A 15,196-nucleotide genomic window follows, 5' to 3' on the forward strand; every position below is an offset into this window, starting at 1 on the left:
GACGGGGGCTTGGCACCCTCACCGCCACCGCTAAACGTGTTGCTGTCGAACGACTGATGACATGGCCGACGACGCCGACGGCCCGGTTTACTACGTGATCAGCGATCTCCACATCGGTGGCGACGAGCAACTGGGACAGGTGGACTTCCTCGACGAGTTGCTCGAATTTCTCGAGCGACTCGAGACGATCGACGAGGACGCGGAGTTACTGATCAACGGCGACGCGTTCGGACTGTGGGAGTTCACCGGGATCGACGGACTGGAGAAATTCGACGTCCTGACGGAACGGTATCCCGAACTGTTCGAACAGTTGCGCGCGACCGGCGAATCGGTCCCGATCACGCTGTTGCCTGGCAACCACGACAACGACCTCGCCGCGTACGACGAGTACGTCCGTCGATTAGCCGAGTACAACGTCGACCTCGTCCAGTCCGAGTCGATTATCCGACCGGTCGGCGATCGGACGATCTGGTTCGAACACGGTCACCAGCAGGATCCCAACAACCGGTTCGAGGATTTCGGCAATCCGTACGAGACACCGCTCGGGTACTTCTACAACACTCACGTGACGAGCCGAGCGGGACAGCTGTCCGACCGCGGGCGGTACAACTGGCTGAAGGACGTTCAGGCCGTCACGCCGACCGAGCGTGTCCCGCACTGGCTCCTGTCGAAGTATTTCTACCGGGAGATGAACCCCCTGCTTCGGTACGCCGTGATCCCGTTTCTGTTGCTGTTCAACATCAGCGTCGTGCTCGCGGTGCTGGCCGGGCTCGATATGGCTGGCATCTGGACGATGCCGGTCGAGACAGCGGATGCCGTTTTCGACCAACTGGGCCTGGTCGGGAGGGCCGTTCACTTCGTCCTGGTCGTCAACGCGGCGGTCGCCGGCGTGATCCTTCTCGTCGCCGTTCCCGTCTATTTCATCCTCCGCGACGTCGGGGAGACCGTCGATCGGTTCGGTGTTTCCGAGACGGATCTCACCGTCGACCCCGACGAACCGTACAAGGACGCCGCTCGCGAGGTGTTCGCCGACCGGCCGGAGACGGCGATTTTCTGTTACGGTCACACGCATCGCCCGACGGTGATCGAGGTCGAGGGGCGATTGCTCGTCAACACCGGGACGTGGCTCAAGCGTCTCCATCGCCGGGACGTTATCGCCGGGATACTCCCGCCGGTGTTCTACCCGTCGTATCAGCTCTGTGTCGTCCGCATCGCGTCCGTTTCCGACGGTGTGGCGGTCGAATACGAGCAAATCGAGAAGGCTGATCCCAGCCCGGAAGAGATCTCCCTCACTGAGCGCATTCTCACGTTGGGTCGAGAACCGGATCCCGAACTCCCGGGGCGATCGGTCGTCACCGACACGCGACCCGAATCCGCTCCCGATAAGGAAGACTGAACGGGGTTGCTGCTCCGACTACGACCTGATCGCTGGGCGTTCGCTCCCGTTCCGGTCGGGCGACGCGGTCCGCGAGTCGTTACTGCTCTCCGGCACTCGAGTCGTCGGCGACCTCGTCGGTCTCGGACTCGGCGGACGACTGGACGTCGTCCATGTCGACCGGGGAGTCGACCGCATCCTCGTCGATCGCTCGATCCAGCGTCTCGGGATCCGTTACGGCACCCAGTCCCTTCTCTTCGACCGCGGATGTGACCTCCGAGGCGTCGATCGCCGAGTCGACGTCGGCCGCGCTCGTCGACGATTTGAGCGCTCGCCGTACCACGAGATATCCCGCCAGCGCTACCCCACCGGAGGCGACCGCCCCCGGGATACCGTAGCGTTTGTATCCGAACGTGGCCGCTTTCTTGCCGAGCGTGTAGGCACCGAGCATGAACGATCGAACGGTGCGACCGGGGAAGAGGACGAGGCTTTCGTACGCGAGCGATCGGGTGACGAGGGGATCCGAGTCTGGAAGGGGGAGATCCGAGTCTGGAAGGCGAGTCGGAGGGGGCTGATCCGAGCCGGACGGTGAGACGGCTGATCGGAGTCGGAAACGGTGTGAACGAGAGCGGAAGGCGAGAGGAGAAATCGCAACCGGAGGGCCGCAAACGACGTTCCGGCCCGCCATAGACCGTCGTCTCAGAACCCTTTTGCCGCCGTTCGCGTAAGACGACGTATGGTCTCGCTGCAGGGTGTCGCCGTCGCAGTTCTGGGATTCGCCGTCGTCCTCGGCTGTAGCAGTGCCGTGTACCGGGACGCGAAGCGACTCGAGATCTCGAGACCGCCCCTCTGGGCGGGGTTCGTCGCCGTCACGTGCGGTGGTGGGATCGCCATCTATCTCTCCCCGCTGGACGTGCCGATTCCGGGCTTGCTCGTGATCGTGCTCGCGGGGCCGGCGCTGTACCTGTTCGAACGGGACGACGCCAAACACGGCGACGAACCCGCCGATCCGACGGCGCTGCCGAACGCTCCCGCGGGCGAGTCCTCGAGCGGGCGCGGCGACGAGGAGTAAGCGACCGGCAGCGATCGGTCCGCGGGTTCCCGACCCGCACCGAGGTGCGACAACCCGATTCCCGTCCGACACCCCCGGTCGATACACCGTCCCGTCTCCGACGGCGGGGGCGGTGCGACGCGGTCCGTTTCGTCCCGAACGAGATCGAATGCAGTACCGGGTCCGATCTGTACGAGAGACGGCGGGCGATAACCGGTGATGATTATTGTGTTGGCAGCAAAATGCTACAGAGAGTGCTCCTTTATCGTCCTCGAGGGAGAGGCGGATCCTGAACCGGTACCATCGCGCGACGACCGCGTCCGCGAAACCAGTTCTCGGACCGCGACCGATCACCACGGAACACGTCCACTATGAAAATAAGCGAAATTCAGATCGACGAATTCACGTACGAACTCGAAGACGTCGGAAACAGCCACGGACACCAGGTCTACGATCCCGGCAACACCCTCGAGACGCCGGGGTTTATTCTGACGATCCGTACCGCGGACGGCCTCGAGGGAACCTATCGGAGCATCACCTACGCCCGGTCGATGATCACGCAGATCGAGATGGCGGCCGCGGAGTTTCTCGTCGGGAGGGATCCGCTCGAGCGCGAAGGGATCTGGCAGGACATCTGGCGGGGACTACGACACAGCGACCACATGGGGCTCGGACCGATCGATATCGCGCTCTGGGACCTCGCGGGGAAGCACTACGGTGCGAGCGTATCCGAGCTTCTCGGTGGATATCGGTCGGAACTGCCGGCGTACGCGTCGACGTTCTTCGCGGACGAGGCCCCCGACGGGCTGAGTTCGCCGGACGCGTTCGCGGACTTCGCCGAGGAGTGTCTCGACCGCGGCTACCCGGCGTTCAAGCTCCACGGGCATCCCGACGGGCGACCGGAGTCCGATATCGAACTCTGTCGGGCGGTCAGCGAGCGGGTCGGCGACGAGATGGATCTGATGCTCGATCCCGCGAGCAACTACGAGACGTACATGGACACGCTCGAGGTCGGTCGCGCCCTCGACGAGTTCGGGTTCTACTGGTACGAAGATCCCATGTCGGAGACGGGCCAGAGCATGAACCTGTCGAAGAATCTGACGCGGGAATTACGGACGCCGCTCCTGGGGCTCGAACACGTTCGGAGCGGGCCGTTCGGACGGGTCGATCACATGGCGGCCGAGGCGGTGGAACTCGTCCGTGCGGACGTCCACCAGGACGGCGGTGTCACCGGCGCGATGAAGATCGCCCGGGCGGCCGAGGCGTTCGGTCTCGACGTCGAACTTCACCTCGGCGGACCGGCGACGATGCACTGCATGAGCGCGATCAGGAATACGAACTACTTCGAGCACGCGCTCGTCCATCCGCGGGACGTAAATTGGATGAATCAGAAGGCGTTCGCGGGCGCCGTCGAATCCGTCTCGGACGACGGAACGGTGACCGTTCCCGACGGGCCGGGTCTCGGGGTCGAGATAGATTGGGAGTACGTCGAGGCTCGGCGAACCGGTCGGACGCTGATCGATTCGACGAGCGAGGGCGAAGCCGTCTGATCGCACGAGACGACGGTCGGACGGGGAGCAAGGGGCGCGCGTTCACTTCGGCGGCAGAGTGAGGCGGGACCGATCACTCGTCCGTGGCACAGCGAGCGAGCCCCGGCCGTCAGATCCAGTGATGAACGTGGCTGTTATTGCCGTGGCTTTCGAACGAACGGGCTAATGAGCGATTCCGACAGCGGGCCGATGCAAGTCGACTCGCCGAATTATCACAGCGAAAACCACACGGCCGCACAGACCTGCGGCTGGACCGCGAACGCGCTGCGCGGCGAGGGCAAGTGTTACAAGAACATCTTCTACGGAATCGAGTCCCATCGCTGTATTCAGATGACACCCGTCGTCCGGTGTAACGAGCGGTGTGTCTTCTGCTGGCGCGATCACAGCGGCCACGCCTACGAGATGGACGACGTGGAGTGGGACGACCCGGAAGCCGTCGTCGACGCGTCGATCGACCTCCAGAAGAAGCTCCTCTCGGGGTACGGCGGCAACGACGAGGTTCCCCGCGAAGTGTTCGACCAGGCGATGGAACCGCGACACGTCGCCATCTCGCTGGACGGCGAACCGACGCTCTATCCCTTCCTGCCCGAACTCATCGAGGCCTTCCACGACCGCGATATCACCACATTTCTCGTTTCGAACGGCACCCGCCCCGACGTTCTCCGGGAGTGTGACCCGACGCAACTGTACGTCAGCGTCGACGCGGCCGAGCGCCACACGTTCGATCAGGTGGTCGGCGCGATGGAGGACGACGCCTGGGAGAAACTGCTCGAGACGATGGACGTGCTCGCAGACAAAGACGACACGCGCACCGTCTTGCGGACGACGCTCGTCGACGGAGAAAACATGCACCACCCCGACTGGTACGCCGGCTTCTATCAGCAAGCCGACCCCGATTTCGTCGAGCTGAAAGCCTACATGCACGTCGGTCACTCGCGTGGTCGGCTCGATCGCTCCGCGATGCCCGACCACGACGAGGTCGTCGAATTCGCCGAGGCCGTGGGGGAACACATGCCCGAGTTTACCGAAGTGAAAGGCGTCCCGGCGTCCCGCGTCGCCTTGCTCGCGAAGACGACCGATACGTGGGTTCCGAAACTGAAAAAGGAAAGCGAGTTCTGGAAGCGCGATCCCGTCACCGGCGACTGACGCCGTCACGGCCCACGTGATCGTCGACCGCGGGTGTACTCCTCTTTCTCGAGTCCGAATCCCGAACCCGGGACGGCTTCCGGACGACCGGTCGCGAGCGCGTCGCGCGGATCGACGCCGACGTAACTCGAGAGTCCTCCCCGGTCCGACTGACCGCTTTCACGAGACTTGAAGTAGGTAGGTATCGAGGATCGAACGGATGACGGCAGAGAGACCGACGGTGTTCTCGGATCTGATCGGCCTGGAGTTTACGGAGGTCGACGACGGATACAGTCGCGGCGAAATCGAGGTCGTCGACGAGTTACTGAATCCGAACGACGTGCTCCACGGAGCCGTTCTCTACACGATGGCTGACACGGGAATGGGGGCAGCGCTACACACCGAACTGGCCGACGGCGAGCAGTGCGCGACGATCGAGATCAAAATCAACTACCTGAAGCCGGTCGTGAGCGGCCGCGTGACGTGCGAAACCACCCTTCTCCGGAAGGGCCGGTCCGTCGCGTACCTCGAGTCGGAGCTCGTCCACGACGGGGAAACCGTGGCTCGAGCGACCGGTTCGTTCTCGATTTTCACCCCCTGACGGTACCCCTTCAGATCCGCTCAAGCGGGGCCTCGAGCTACAACTCGAGTCGCGAACTTCGGACGACACCCTCGACCGTGACGCGGAGTTTGCGACTGATCGCCGCTAGCGTGAGGGCGTAGACCGTCCCACCCAGGGCGACGACCGCGAGGAGATGGTACCAGCGATCGATCACCACTGCGTTTGCCGTGGGAACGACCACGGCGAACATGAGGACGCTCGCGGCGAACTGCTCCGCCAGGGTCCGCGGGAACAGTTCCGCGCCCGGAACGTATTGTGTGACGACGTACGCGGTCGCACCGTATCGAAGCGACTCCGCGGCGATCGTCGCGACGACGACACCGATCGCGCCGTAGGTAAGCGTCAGCGCGATGCCGAGGAGAATATTGAATCCGAGCGTCAGCGCCGAGATGCGGGTGTTGACGTCGGGCCGATCGATCCCGTCGACGACCTGCGAGAGGGTTCCGCTCTGAGTCCTGACGAGCTGGTAGAGCGCGAGGCCGACCAGCAGCGACGCCGCGTCGGCGTAGTCGGGACCGTAGAAGGTGACCACCAGCCGATCGGACAGCGCGAGTGCGCCGAAGAACATCGGGATCGCGACGATGCTCGTAAAGGCCAGCGTGTTCGAGACGTCCTCGCTCAGGCTCTCGCCCTTGCTGTGACGGTGGCTCACGCGGGCCATCAGCCCGCTCGAGGCGGCCATCATCACGAACGTCGCGGGGACGGTGAGTTTGAACGCGACCTCGTAGTTGCCGGCGGCGGCGGGGGCCAACAGCCAGCCGAGCAGGAGGACGTCGAATCGGTCGTAGGCGGTTCCGAGCAGCGCGTTGACGCTGCTGTATCGAGCGTACGACCAGAGGTTAGAGAGCGTGTCCCGTCCCGGGACCGCGGGAGACGCGGGGACGAAGTACCAGAGGACGGGCAGCGAGAGGACGGTCGCGGCGGCGAGTCCGTAAGCCATCCCGGCGGCGCCCAGTCCCAGGAGAACCAGCCCGAGTTGCAACGGGAACGTAAGCAGCGAGCGGAGGGTATCGGTCCACATCGAGGCCCCGATGCGGCCCTGCGCCTGGACGATGCTGTCGATCGGCTCGTAGAGGGAGACGGCCGCGATCAGGACGAGGAACAGAATCGGCGCCTCCGGCAGGGACGTATACGCGATCAGCCACGGTGCGGCGACCGCGACCGCGACGGCCGCGAGAAGGATCCAGCCGACTGAAAAGGCGAATTGACTGCCGAGTAGTTCCGCCTTCGGGGATCCCGCCTCCGAGTAGCGTTTCTTGACCGCGACACCCCACCCGACCACGGCGCGGTCGGTGAGCTTGACGAGCGCGAACAACAGATAGAACCCGCCGAACGCGGTCGGTCCGAGGATGCGCGCGAAGACGATCGTCCCGACGAATCCGACGGCGGCCATCGTGAACTTCGCGGCGGTGGCTTTGACGGTCTCGCCGCCGAGACTCACGCTCGAGGCGGCGGTCATTCCAGGTAGCCGAGTTCGCGCAGTCGGTCGGTCGGCATCTCGATAGCCTCGTCACCGTCGTCGTCCGTAGTAGTGGCGGTCGCGGCCCGCGTTTCCACCCACTCCCGAACGCCGTAGACGGACTCGGGACGGGATTCGGCTGTCGTACTCGCGTAGGCCCGCCAGGAGTGGCTCGCGGGATCTTCGTCGGCGTCGGGCGGGTAAAACGCCGTCCGCATGCCGTGATCGGAGAGGACGACCAGTTCGTCGTCGGGACCGAGCGCGTCGGCCACCTCGTCGACGAAGCCGCCGATCCGCTCGTAGGCGCGCCCGAGCGCGGCCTCGTCGTCGGCGTAGGCGTGACCCGCCGCGTCGAGGGCGTGGACGTGGACGCCGGCGATCGAGACCGGATGACGCACCATCTCTCGAGCCCAGCCGAACTGCCCCGCGGCCTGACCGAACAGTTCCCGTTCGAACTCGCTTCGCCCCATGCCCTCCGACACGGCGTTCATCAGGTCCCAGGCCCGCTGGAGCGGTCGGCCGTCCTGGACGCCGGGCCAGTTGTGAACGACCGCGTCCGCGGCGTCGAACATCGACTCGCGATCGGTTTCGCCGATTCGCTCGCGCTCGCCGGTTCGCGTTCGGACGAACCTGCCGAGAGACCCGCGCGTCCCCTCCGAGAGGCGACCCGTGAATCGCGAGGCGAACTCGAGCGCCGGGTTGTCCCACTCGCTCGTCCCGGCCGCGGAGATCCCGTGGTCCGCCGGTGGAAGCCCCGTCGCGACTGTCGCCCACACCTCCGGCGTGTACGGCACGTCCTTGGTATGAGCGAAGGTCTCGAGCGGTCCGGACGACTCGAGTCGGAAGGCGGAGACGTCGAAGTGGTCGATCAATCCTTCGTCGAGCGCGTCCAGCGCGAGGACGAGCACCGTCATACGTACCCGAGATCCTCCAGGTCTTCCTGCAAGGCTTCCTCTTTGACGACGTACGCCGGATCGAACCGCCGACGCGCTCGCTCGAGGTCGGGATCGCTCGCCGGTTCGCCGGTCGAAAGCGTGAGGGTCCCGTCGCCGGTCGCCAGCAAGCGGTCGTCCATCGCGGCCGTTCGATCTCCGTAGGAGGCGAACGCCCGCTCGCGCTCGAGCGTGCCGACGCCGTGTTCGCGCCCGACCAGAATCGAGGGGACGTCGACGAGCGAGACGACCTCGCCGAGATCGGGGGCGTTCCGGGTGCCGAACGGAACGTGGAGCAGTTCCCGGCGCAGTTCGCCGGGATGGCCCCACAAATCGTCCTCGCCGAGTAACTCGCCGTGGTCGGCACAGAAAACTACGCGCGCGTCGTCCGGAACGGCCTCCCAGAGGGGGTCGAGGGCGGCGTCGAGTTCGGCGACTTCACGTCGATAGAGCCTCCGAACCAGTTCTTCGTCGGATTCGGAGCCGCCACCGGCGAGTACGGTTCTCGTGACGCGCTGGGCCTCGTCGCGGCTCACCGGCGCGCCATCGGGATCGTAGGGGTGGTGCGGTTCCATGAAGTGGAGCCAGCCGAACCACGACTCTCGGCCGCCGATCTCCCGCCGGAACGACTCGATTACGTCGTCGGCACGGCGGAACGACTTTTCGACCTCGCCGACGAGGCTCCGGGCCTGCTGGTAGCGGTTCCACCCCCACGTCGCGACGCGGTGGGCGAGCGTCCCGCGTTGCAACAGGACCGCGCCCCTGTCCTTTATCGACTCCCCGCCACCTTTCGGCGACGCGAACGAGTCGAAGCCAGCGTCGTACCCGTACTCCGAGGAAAGCAGATGGTTGGTGGTGATGCCGGCGCTGTAGGGCTCGAACTCGTGTGCCACGCTCCGCTCGCTCTCGAGTCCGCCTCCCGACGCGTACTCGCCGCCGACGATGGCTGGCACGCTCCCGAGCGTCGCCGTACTGGTCGCGAAGGCCCGGTCGTGAGTGCGCTTGAGGAAGCGCCGCGTTCGGGGCATCTGGTCGAAGTGATCGTAGCGCAACGAATCGACGGTCACGAGCAACGTCCGGTCGTGTGTGGTATCGCCTGTCATCGATTACTCCGTCGGAATCGAGCAGTGTCGCGGCCCTCTGAGGCCGGGTCGGCCATCGACTCGAGTTTCGTCGCGTCGCCGACGACGGCCGTCGACTCGGCGTTCCACGTCGAGCCAGCGGTCGCGGTCGATCGGAACGGTCCCTCGCTCATCTGTATCCCAACTCCTCGAGTCGCCGTTCGACCGTCGCATCGACGTCCTGGTCCGTATCCGTTTCGATCGCCTGCGCGCGTTCCTTGTACGCGCGAATTTCGACGTCGAAGAACGCCCGCGCCCACGACGGGATGGCGACGTCGTCGTTGTTTGCCCGTCGCTGCCAGCAGGGCCGCTCGTGATCGATTTCGTACTTCCGGCTGGCGCCGAGCGAATCCCAGACGTACTTGCGTTCGCCGTCGTACGCGCAGCGGAGCATCCGATCCCAGTAGCGGTATTCCTCGGGACCGCCCGGCGGACCGCCGATGCTGACGCCGATCAGCTCCGCCGGGACGCGCTCTCGGAAGAGAGACGGCGTCTCGTCGTTCGCCAGGCCGACGATGAGGTCGCCGAGCTCGAGGTGACTGAAGTACGACGGTTCGGTCGGCTCGTACCCCTCGGGCGGGTTGATCAGGTAACACGGAACGTGCAACAGCGACTCCGTGAGACTGCTCGTGTGGCCGAACAGGTCGTCGTCTTCGGGATAGGCCAGATTTTCCCCGTGATCGGCGGTGACGACGAACGTCGTTTCCCGGTCCGTCTGGCGCTGAATCTCGGCGATAAACGAGGCGACCGTTCGATCGAGATAGTCGATCGCCGCACCGTACAGCTCGCGGTGATACCGGATATCCTGTTCGTGGTCGGCCGAGACGCCCTCGATGTTGATCTCCCAGTCGTCGAAGGCGAAGGACGTCCAGTCGTTCGGGGCGGAGTGGAGGTTCCTGTCGTAGCCCAGAACGTGGTGAACCGGCCCGTGAGCGTCCATAAAATTGGTGAACAGGAAGAACGGCCCCTCGGTCGAATCGACCATCGAGCGCCCCTCGCTCGAGACGATCGACGCGCCATCGTCGAGGACTTTCGGCACCGGCGCGCGACGGAAGAGGTCGTTCGCCTTGAATAGCACGCCGTTACCGAGGCTTTCCAGCGTGTGATCGTGGCGGAGGGCCGCGCGAAGAAACTCCAGGTAGCGCCGGACGCCGTCCTCGTCGCGATCCTGGATGAACTTCTCCATGTCCATCCCGTCGGGGAATCGGCGGTGGGGTGCGATGTCGGAGTAGCGGTCGAAGACGGCGTCGAAGCCGAAGGTGGAACTGGCGTAGACGTTCGCGCTGGCACCCAGTGCGGTGTGATCAGGGATGTCGGCCAGGAACGTGTCCGACCGCGAGAGGTCGGCGAAGTCCCGGTTGTGGGTGTGAATCCCGTGCTGGTGGGGCAACGCGCCCGTCAGAATGCTGGCGTGGCTGGGCGTACTCCACCCGCTTGCGGCCCGACACTGCTCGAAGGAGACGCTCGCCAGCTCCTGTAACCGGGGCGCGTAGTCGTCGAAATAGTCCTTGCGGACCGTATCGAGGCAGATCAGGACGACGTTTCTGGTCATACTCGTCTCACGGACGGTCGAGTCACGCGACCACCTCGGTCACGGCACGCCGAAATTCTGTGGCCTGATTCGACTCGGTGAGGGGCGTCACTCGCTCCCGAAGGGCGGCCCCCCGCTCTCGGCGCTCGTCGGCCGTCAGCGAGCGGGCGTACTCGATCCCCCACCGCACGTCCCGCGCGGTCGGCGCGCGAACCAGCAACGGATCGACGTCCTCGACGAGTTCTCGAGTCCCCGTTTCCGTCGAGACGACGGTCGGGAGGCCCGCGAGCATCGCCTCGAGGGTCGCGACCGGGAACGCGTCGCCGGAACTCGCCTGGACGTAGACGTCGGCCGCCGCGAACTCGGCGGCGAAGTCCGCGAGTTCGAGGTAGCCGGGTGCCTCGACGCCGGAGTGACCGCTGTAATCGAACTGGTCGTGGCCGGAGCCGAGCAGTCGGAGCGTCCAGTCCGAACGGCTGGCGACCACTCGAGCGAGGAGGTCGACGTTCTTCTTCGCGACGGCAGTTCGATCGCTCACGGTACCGGCGTGGAGGATCCGGGTCGGTTCGCTACGCGAGCCTTTGCCGGTGGCGCTCGAGTCGGAGCCGGTAGCGCCGGGGTCGGGACCGGATTCGTCGGTGGCGCCCCCGACGCCGGATCCGTCGGTGCGTGTCGCCGCAGCGTCGGATTCCCGGTCGACTCGATCGGCCGCCGAGCAGACCCGACGGCCGATGGGCTCGAGGGCCTCGTACTTTGCATCGGCGATCGGCGGGTGGACGATTTCGAACGGGACCGCGAGATACCGGCTGGCCCACGAGCGCGCGCGGTCGCCGACGGCGATGGCGCCGGAGACGGCGCGACTCATCACGGGCCCGAGTACGTGACGCCAGACCCGGTGGGTGTGCTGATCGCGGATCTTCAGGAACGTCTCGTCGGCGATCAGCGGGACGACGCGTGCGTCCCACCGATTGAACAGTTTGTAGAACAGCAACGTGTAGATCGGCGTCGTTCCCTCGCCGATCACGACGTCGTAGGACTCGAGGTCGACGGCGGTCTGAAGTCGCGCCAGCATCGAGTCGAGGTTCGCTTCGGGGCCACCGATCTCCGCCCCCGTCTCGAAGTGGCGGTAGTCGGCGTCGACGGCGTCGCCGAAGACGCGGTGTGCGTGATGGGGCTGGTGGAACTGGTGGAGCATCAACACGTCAGCCACGCCCTCTCACCCCCGTCCCGTAGCGAACGGCATCGACGGCGTCCCAGACGCCCTTCCGCCAGAGCCAGTCGTTGACTCGGCCGGCGAGCGTGTCCGGAACGACGACCGCCTCGTATTTCTCCGGATGGCGGCGCCGCAGCAGTCGCTCGTTTTCCCGGACGATCGACGACCGCGGTCTGTCGGGGTGGACCATGCGTACGCGTTCGTCGTAGACGGCCGTTCCGTACTCCTCCATGCGCCAGCCGAACTCCGTGTCTTCGCGCCAGTATTCGAACCGTTCGTCGAACCCGCCGGCGTCGATAGCCGTCCGGCGATCGACCGCGAGGTTACAGGTGGGATACTTGCGTCGTCCCTCGTAGGTCATCCCGCCGTCGACAGGCCCCTCGAGAAGTACGAGGTCGTCACGCTCGTCGAAGGCTCGACGGATCGCCTCGACCCAGCCGACCGGCGGCCGGCAGTCGTCGTCGGTGAAGGCGACGATCTCTCCGTCGGCCCGCTCGAGGCCCAGGTTTCGCGCCTCGCAGACGCCCAGGTCGGGGTCGTTTACGACGAGAACGTCGTAGTCGGCGGCGGTCTGGCGCTCGAGTGCGGCGACGACCGCATCGTGGTCGTTCTCGGGGATCGTCGGAACGACGACGGAGACGGCGGGGTCGGGGTGTCCGATCGGCCGCAGAAAGGCGCTCGCCGCCCTCGCCGTCACTGATCGGTCACCCCTTCGAGTTCGCTGTCAGCAGTGTCGTCGACGCCCCCCGTCAGTTCCTCGACCGTCTGGGGCCGGGTCTCGTCGCGATCCTGCGTCGACTCCGACGATCCCGCGTCGTCGATCCGATCCGGCCGGGTCGGTTCCAGTTTCGAGGCGTCGACGTCGGCGACGGCCGTCTCCCCGGTAACGGTTCGGAGATTCTTCGCGAAGCACTCGTATTCGTAGCACCTGGCGGCCTCCCGGATCTCGGCGGGATCGAAATCGGCGGGGTCGAACCGCCGAACCGTCTCTCGAATCGACGCGACTGTCGGCTCGAAGAGCAGGCCCGTCCGACCGCCTTGCACCTGATACCGGGTGAACCCCTCGTTTACGCCGAGCAGCGGTTTGCCGGCCATCATGGTTTCCGCGCCCACGAGGCCGAAGTCCTCCTGTTTCGGTGCGTAGACGACCGCGGTCGCCCGGGCGACGAGCGACTCGATGTCGTCGACGTATCCCCGGACCTCGATGTTGTCGTGGGCGGTTGCGAAGTCCTCGAGTTTGTCGCGCTGTTTGCCGTCGCCGGCGATGACGAGCCGTTCGTCGAGCCCCGCAAAGGCCGTCGCGATCAGGTCGATCCGCTTTTCGGGGGCGAGTCGCGACCAGGTGACGAAGTAGCCGTCGTCGCCCTCGTTTCGCCAGTCGCCCGTAACCGGCGGATAGACGACCACCGCGTCGCGGCCGTAGAACCGTCGGATCCGGTCCCGGACCAGTTCGCTGTTCGCGACGAACTGGTCGACGTAGTCGTTGGCCTCCTTGTCGAGCGCCCGCCACACTTTCGCGTAGGCCTTGATACCGGCCTCGACGATCGGTGTATCGAACGACGAGAGCCGATCCCGGTACAGGTCGTAGAGCCACCGCGGCGGACTGTGGGGGTAGTGGACGATCCGCTGGTCGACCTGCGGGACGTAATATTTCGACAGCGGCGCGCTCTCGAGGATCACGTCGTACGCGGCGAGATCCGGGTGCGCGTCGGTCATGTCGAGCGCCACGTTGAGCGTCTCGAGCGGGTTCATCCCCTCGTTCTTCCACTCGAGGAAGGGCCGCCACGGCAGCGAGGTGTACTTGGATTGGCGAAACGGGATCACGTCGACGTCCGGGGGAAGGTCCGTCCCGTCGGCCACGTAGGTCGTGTAAATCGGCGCGTCGAGGACGCGCGCGGCCTCGATAGCGAACTCTTCGCCGCCGCCGATTCCCGGAAACCGGTCGTGGAGGATCGCCACGTCGGTCACTGTAACACCTCGCGGAGTTCTCGGTCGGGTTCCCAGGTGCCGTCGTGGGATTCGGCCTCGTCACCGCGAGCGCGGACGAGGGAGACGCTCGCGCGGAGCAGCGAGATCTGCGTGTCGAAAAGCGAGTAAAACGGCTGGAGCGGGCCGAGCGCGTCGCGGGAGCCGAGGGCGGTGAACGCGAGGACGCCGGCCGGCGTCACCAGCCCGAACGGCCCGAGAACGGCCAGCGAACCGACCGTGGCCACGGTCACGCCGGTGGCGACGAGCCACGGCGAGACCATCATGAACCACCAGTTGAACGGCAACACGATGCGACCGTACGCCCCGTGTCGGCCCAGCGCGTCGCGCTGTCGCCACAGTAATCGAAGGAGTCCCATCGCGCGTCTGTCTTTCTGCTCGCGGCGCTTGCCGAACGCGGAGTGGGCCGCCTCCTTGTAGTGGATCTCGGGGTCGAAGACGACGCGGCCGCCGTTGCGCCGGATTTTGAGGGCGAGTTCGGTGTCGTCGGCGATCGAGTCCTCGTCGATCGGGACGATCGCGTCGCGTTCGAACGCCGAGAACGGACCGTGAAAGATCAGCGTCGAGTCGATGTGCGACTCGAGGACCTGGATCATCGTCTGGATGTCTCGATAACCCTGCTCGACCTCGCTGTCGCCGATGACCTCCGCGTTCCGGCCGGTCACCCCCGCGACGTCGGGATCGGCGAGATTCGCGACCGCCTTCCGAACGGCGTCGGAGGCGAGGCGCGAATCGCAGTCGGTCTTGATGACGACCTCGTTCTCCGCGGCGGCGTAGGCCTCGTTCAGCGCCGTCGCGAGTCCTCGACGCTCGTCCTCACGGAGGAGCGAAAGCGACGGGGCCCGTCGGCCGGCGAAGAAGTCCTCGACCAGTTCGGCCGTCTCGTCGTCGCTCGAGTCGACCACGACGATCTCGACCTTCTCCATGGGGTAGTCGAGGGTGACCAGTTCCTCGAGTTTCGATTCGACGATCGCGGCTTCGTTGTACGTCGGCAGGACGATACTGACCGACGGCTCTTCCGGCCACGTATCCGCGGGCGTTCCGGACGGCTGCCGGAGGTAGTACGAACCCAGGTAGATTAGATACGGGAGACCCGTCAGTGCAACTAACCCGAACAGGGCCTCGACGAGACGCTTCATGCGAGTATACCTCAACAGAGTACAGCTCTCATTAAAGACAGACCCCTTGCTATAGAAAGTTATCTTAAGTCCCCGTGGATAGTTCGCGAACC

At 65.5% G+C, this 15,196-nt stretch carries 15 protein-coding genes; 5 read left to right on the plus strand and 10 right to left on the minus strand.

All coding sequences use genetic code 11. The features are described 5' to 3' along the window. Positions 1-61 precede the first annotated feature (61 nt). A complete protein-coding gene (locus NJT13_RS05435; RefSeq protein WP_254524515.1) occupies positions 62-1,396 on the plus strand; it encodes a metallophosphoesterase in 1,335 nt (444 codons plus the stop codon). A 79-nt stretch (positions 1,397-1,475) separates the two neighbouring features. On the opposite strand, the gene NJT13_RS05440 is transcribed toward NJT13_RS05435, so the two are convergent. Continuing rightward, positions 1,476-1,826, minus strand: a complete 351-nt coding sequence (locus tag NJT13_RS05440; RefSeq protein WP_254524516.1) for a hypothetical protein — start codon at positions 1,824-1,826, stop codon at positions 1,476-1,478. Positions 1,827-2,111: 285 nt separating this feature from the next. On the opposite strand from NJT13_RS05440, the gene NJT13_RS05445 reads away from it, so the two are divergent. From NJT13_RS05445 to NJT13_RS05460, 4 genes are all read left to right on the plus strand, one after another. After that, positions 2,112-2,447: a hypothetical protein gene (locus NJT13_RS05445; protein ID WP_254524517.1), complete on the plus strand. Its 336-nt coding sequence runs from the start codon at positions 2,112-2,114 to the stop codon at positions 2,445-2,447. A 350-nt stretch (positions 2,448-2,797) separates the two neighbouring features. Further along, positions 2,798-3,976 carry an enolase C-terminal domain-like protein gene (locus tag NJT13_RS05450; RefSeq protein WP_254524518.1) on the plus strand — a complete coding sequence of 393 codons (1,179 nt, stop codon included), beginning with the start codon at positions 2,798-2,800 and terminating at the stop codon, positions 3,974-3,976. Between the two features lie 165 nt (positions 3,977-4,141). Continuing rightward, positions 4,142-5,122 carry a 4-demethylwyosine synthase TYW1 gene (gene twy1, locus NJT13_RS05455; RefSeq protein WP_254524519.1) on the plus strand — a complete coding sequence of 327 codons (981 nt, stop codon included), beginning with the start codon at positions 4,142-4,144 and terminating at the stop codon, positions 5,120-5,122. 199 nt (positions 5,123-5,321) lie between these two features. Next, on the plus strand, positions 5,322-5,702 hold the full coding sequence (locus NJT13_RS05460) for a PaaI family thioesterase (RefSeq protein WP_254524520.1): 381 nt from the start codon (positions 5,322-5,324) through the stop codon (positions 5,700-5,702). A 37-nt stretch (positions 5,703-5,739) separates the two neighbouring features. Here the strand turns inward: NJT13_RS05460 and NJT13_RS05465 are convergent, their stop codons facing one another. The 9 genes from NJT13_RS05465 to NJT13_RS05505 are packed head-to-tail and all read right to left on the minus strand — an operon-like array spanning position 5,740 to position 15,104. Next, a complete protein-coding gene (locus NJT13_RS05465; RefSeq protein ID WP_254524521.1) occupies positions 5,740-7,182 on the minus strand; it encodes an oligosaccharide flippase family protein in 1,443 nt (480 codons plus the stop codon). Continuing rightward, positions 7,179-8,096 carry an alkaline phosphatase family protein gene (locus tag NJT13_RS05470; RefSeq protein ID WP_254524522.1) on the minus strand — a complete coding sequence of 306 codons (918 nt, stop codon included), beginning with the start codon at positions 8,094-8,096 and terminating at the stop codon, positions 7,179-7,181. Before NJT13_RS05470 ends, NJT13_RS05465 begins: the two co-directional genes overlap by 4 nt. Beyond that, entirely contained in the window at positions 8,093-9,217 is a 1,125-nt protein-coding gene (locus tag NJT13_RS05475; protein WP_254524523.1) for a sulfatase-like hydrolase/transferase, read from the minus strand. The genes NJT13_RS05470 and NJT13_RS05475 overlap by 4 nt, the downstream gene beginning before the upstream one ends. Then, on the minus strand, positions 9,214-9,369 hold the full coding sequence (locus NJT13_RS05480) for a hypothetical protein (protein ID WP_254524524.1): 156 nt from the start codon (positions 9,367-9,369) through the stop codon (positions 9,214-9,216). Before NJT13_RS05480 ends, NJT13_RS05475 begins: the two co-directional genes overlap by 4 nt. Continuing rightward, positions 9,366-10,787 (minus strand): sulfatase-like hydrolase/transferase, encoded by a 1,422-nt coding sequence (locus NJT13_RS05485; RefSeq protein ID WP_254524525.1) that lies wholly within the window; start codon positions 10,785-10,787, stop codon positions 9,366-9,368. Before NJT13_RS05485 ends, NJT13_RS05480 begins: the two co-directional genes overlap by 4 nt. Before the next feature lie 22 nt (positions 10,788-10,809). Further along, on the minus strand, positions 10,810-11,976 hold the full coding sequence (locus NJT13_RS05490; RefSeq protein WP_254524526.1) for a glycosyltransferase: 1,167 nt from the start codon (positions 11,974-11,976) through the stop codon (positions 10,810-10,812). Next, entirely contained in the window at positions 11,969-12,676 is a 708-nt protein-coding gene (locus NJT13_RS05495; RefSeq protein WP_254524527.1) for a glycosyltransferase family 2 protein, read from the minus strand. Before NJT13_RS05495 ends, NJT13_RS05490 begins: the two co-directional genes overlap by 8 nt. Beyond that, entirely contained in the window at positions 12,673-13,947 is a 1,275-nt protein-coding gene (locus NJT13_RS05500; protein WP_254524528.1) for a glycosyltransferase, read from the minus strand. The genes NJT13_RS05495 and NJT13_RS05500 overlap by 4 nt, the downstream gene beginning before the upstream one ends. Beyond that, the gene (locus NJT13_RS05505; RefSeq protein ID WP_254524529.1) at positions 13,944-15,104 is read right to left on the minus strand and encodes a glycosyltransferase; all 1,161 of its coding nucleotides are present in this window, start codon (positions 15,102-15,104) and stop codon (positions 13,944-13,946) included. Before NJT13_RS05505 ends, NJT13_RS05500 begins: the two co-directional genes overlap by 4 nt. Positions 15,105-15,196: the final 92 nt, after the last annotated feature.

Origin of the sequence: Natrinema caseinilyticum (assembly GCF_024227435.1) — an archaeon.
Lineage (GTDB): Archaea > Halobacteriota > Halobacteria > Halobacteriales > Natrialbaceae > Natrinema > Natrinema caseinilyticum.

Coding starts and splice junctions, on each gene's coding strand:
- NJT13_RS05505 (WP_254524529.1), bottom strand. CDS start 15,104: ATGAAGCGTCTCGTCGAGGCCCTGTTCGGGTTAGTTGCACTGACGGGT.
- twy1 (WP_254524519.1), top strand. CDS start 4,142: ATGAGCGATTCCGACAGCGGGCCGATGCAAGTCGACTCGCCGAATTAT.
- NJT13_RS05445 (WP_254524517.1), top strand. CDS start 2,112: ATGGTCTCGCTGCAGGGTGTCGCCGTCGCAGTTCTGGGATTCGCCGTC.
- NJT13_RS05480 (WP_254524524.1), bottom strand. CDS start 9,369: ATGAGCGAGGGACCGTTCCGATCGACCGCGACCGCTGGCTCGACGTGG.
- NJT13_RS05435 (WP_254524515.1), top strand. CDS start 62: ATGGCCGACGACGCCGACGGCCCGGTTTACTACGTGATCAGCGATCTC.
- NJT13_RS05475 (WP_254524523.1), bottom strand. CDS start 9,217: ATGACAGGCGATACCACACACGACCGGACGTTGCTCGTGACCGTCGAT.
- NJT13_RS05465 (WP_254524521.1), bottom strand. CDS start 7,182: ATGACCGCCGCCTCGAGCGTGAGTCTCGGCGGCGAGACCGTCAAAGCC.
- NJT13_RS05450 (WP_254524518.1), top strand. CDS start 2,798: ATGAAAATAAGCGAAATTCAGATCGACGAATTCACGTACGAACTCGAA.
- NJT13_RS05440 (WP_254524516.1), bottom strand. CDS start 1,826: ATGCTCGGTGCCTACACGCTCGGCAAGAAAGCGGCCACGTTCGGATAC.
- NJT13_RS05485 (WP_254524525.1), bottom strand. CDS start 10,787: ATGACCAGAAACGTCGTCCTGATCTGCCTCGATACGGTCCGCAAGGAC.
- NJT13_RS05470 (WP_254524522.1), bottom strand. CDS start 8,096: ATGACGGTGCTCGTCCTCGCGCTGGACGCGCTCGACGAAGGATTGATC.
- NJT13_RS05460 (WP_254524520.1), top strand. CDS start 5,322: ATGACGGCAGAGAGACCGACGGTGTTCTCGGATCTGATCGGCCTGGAG.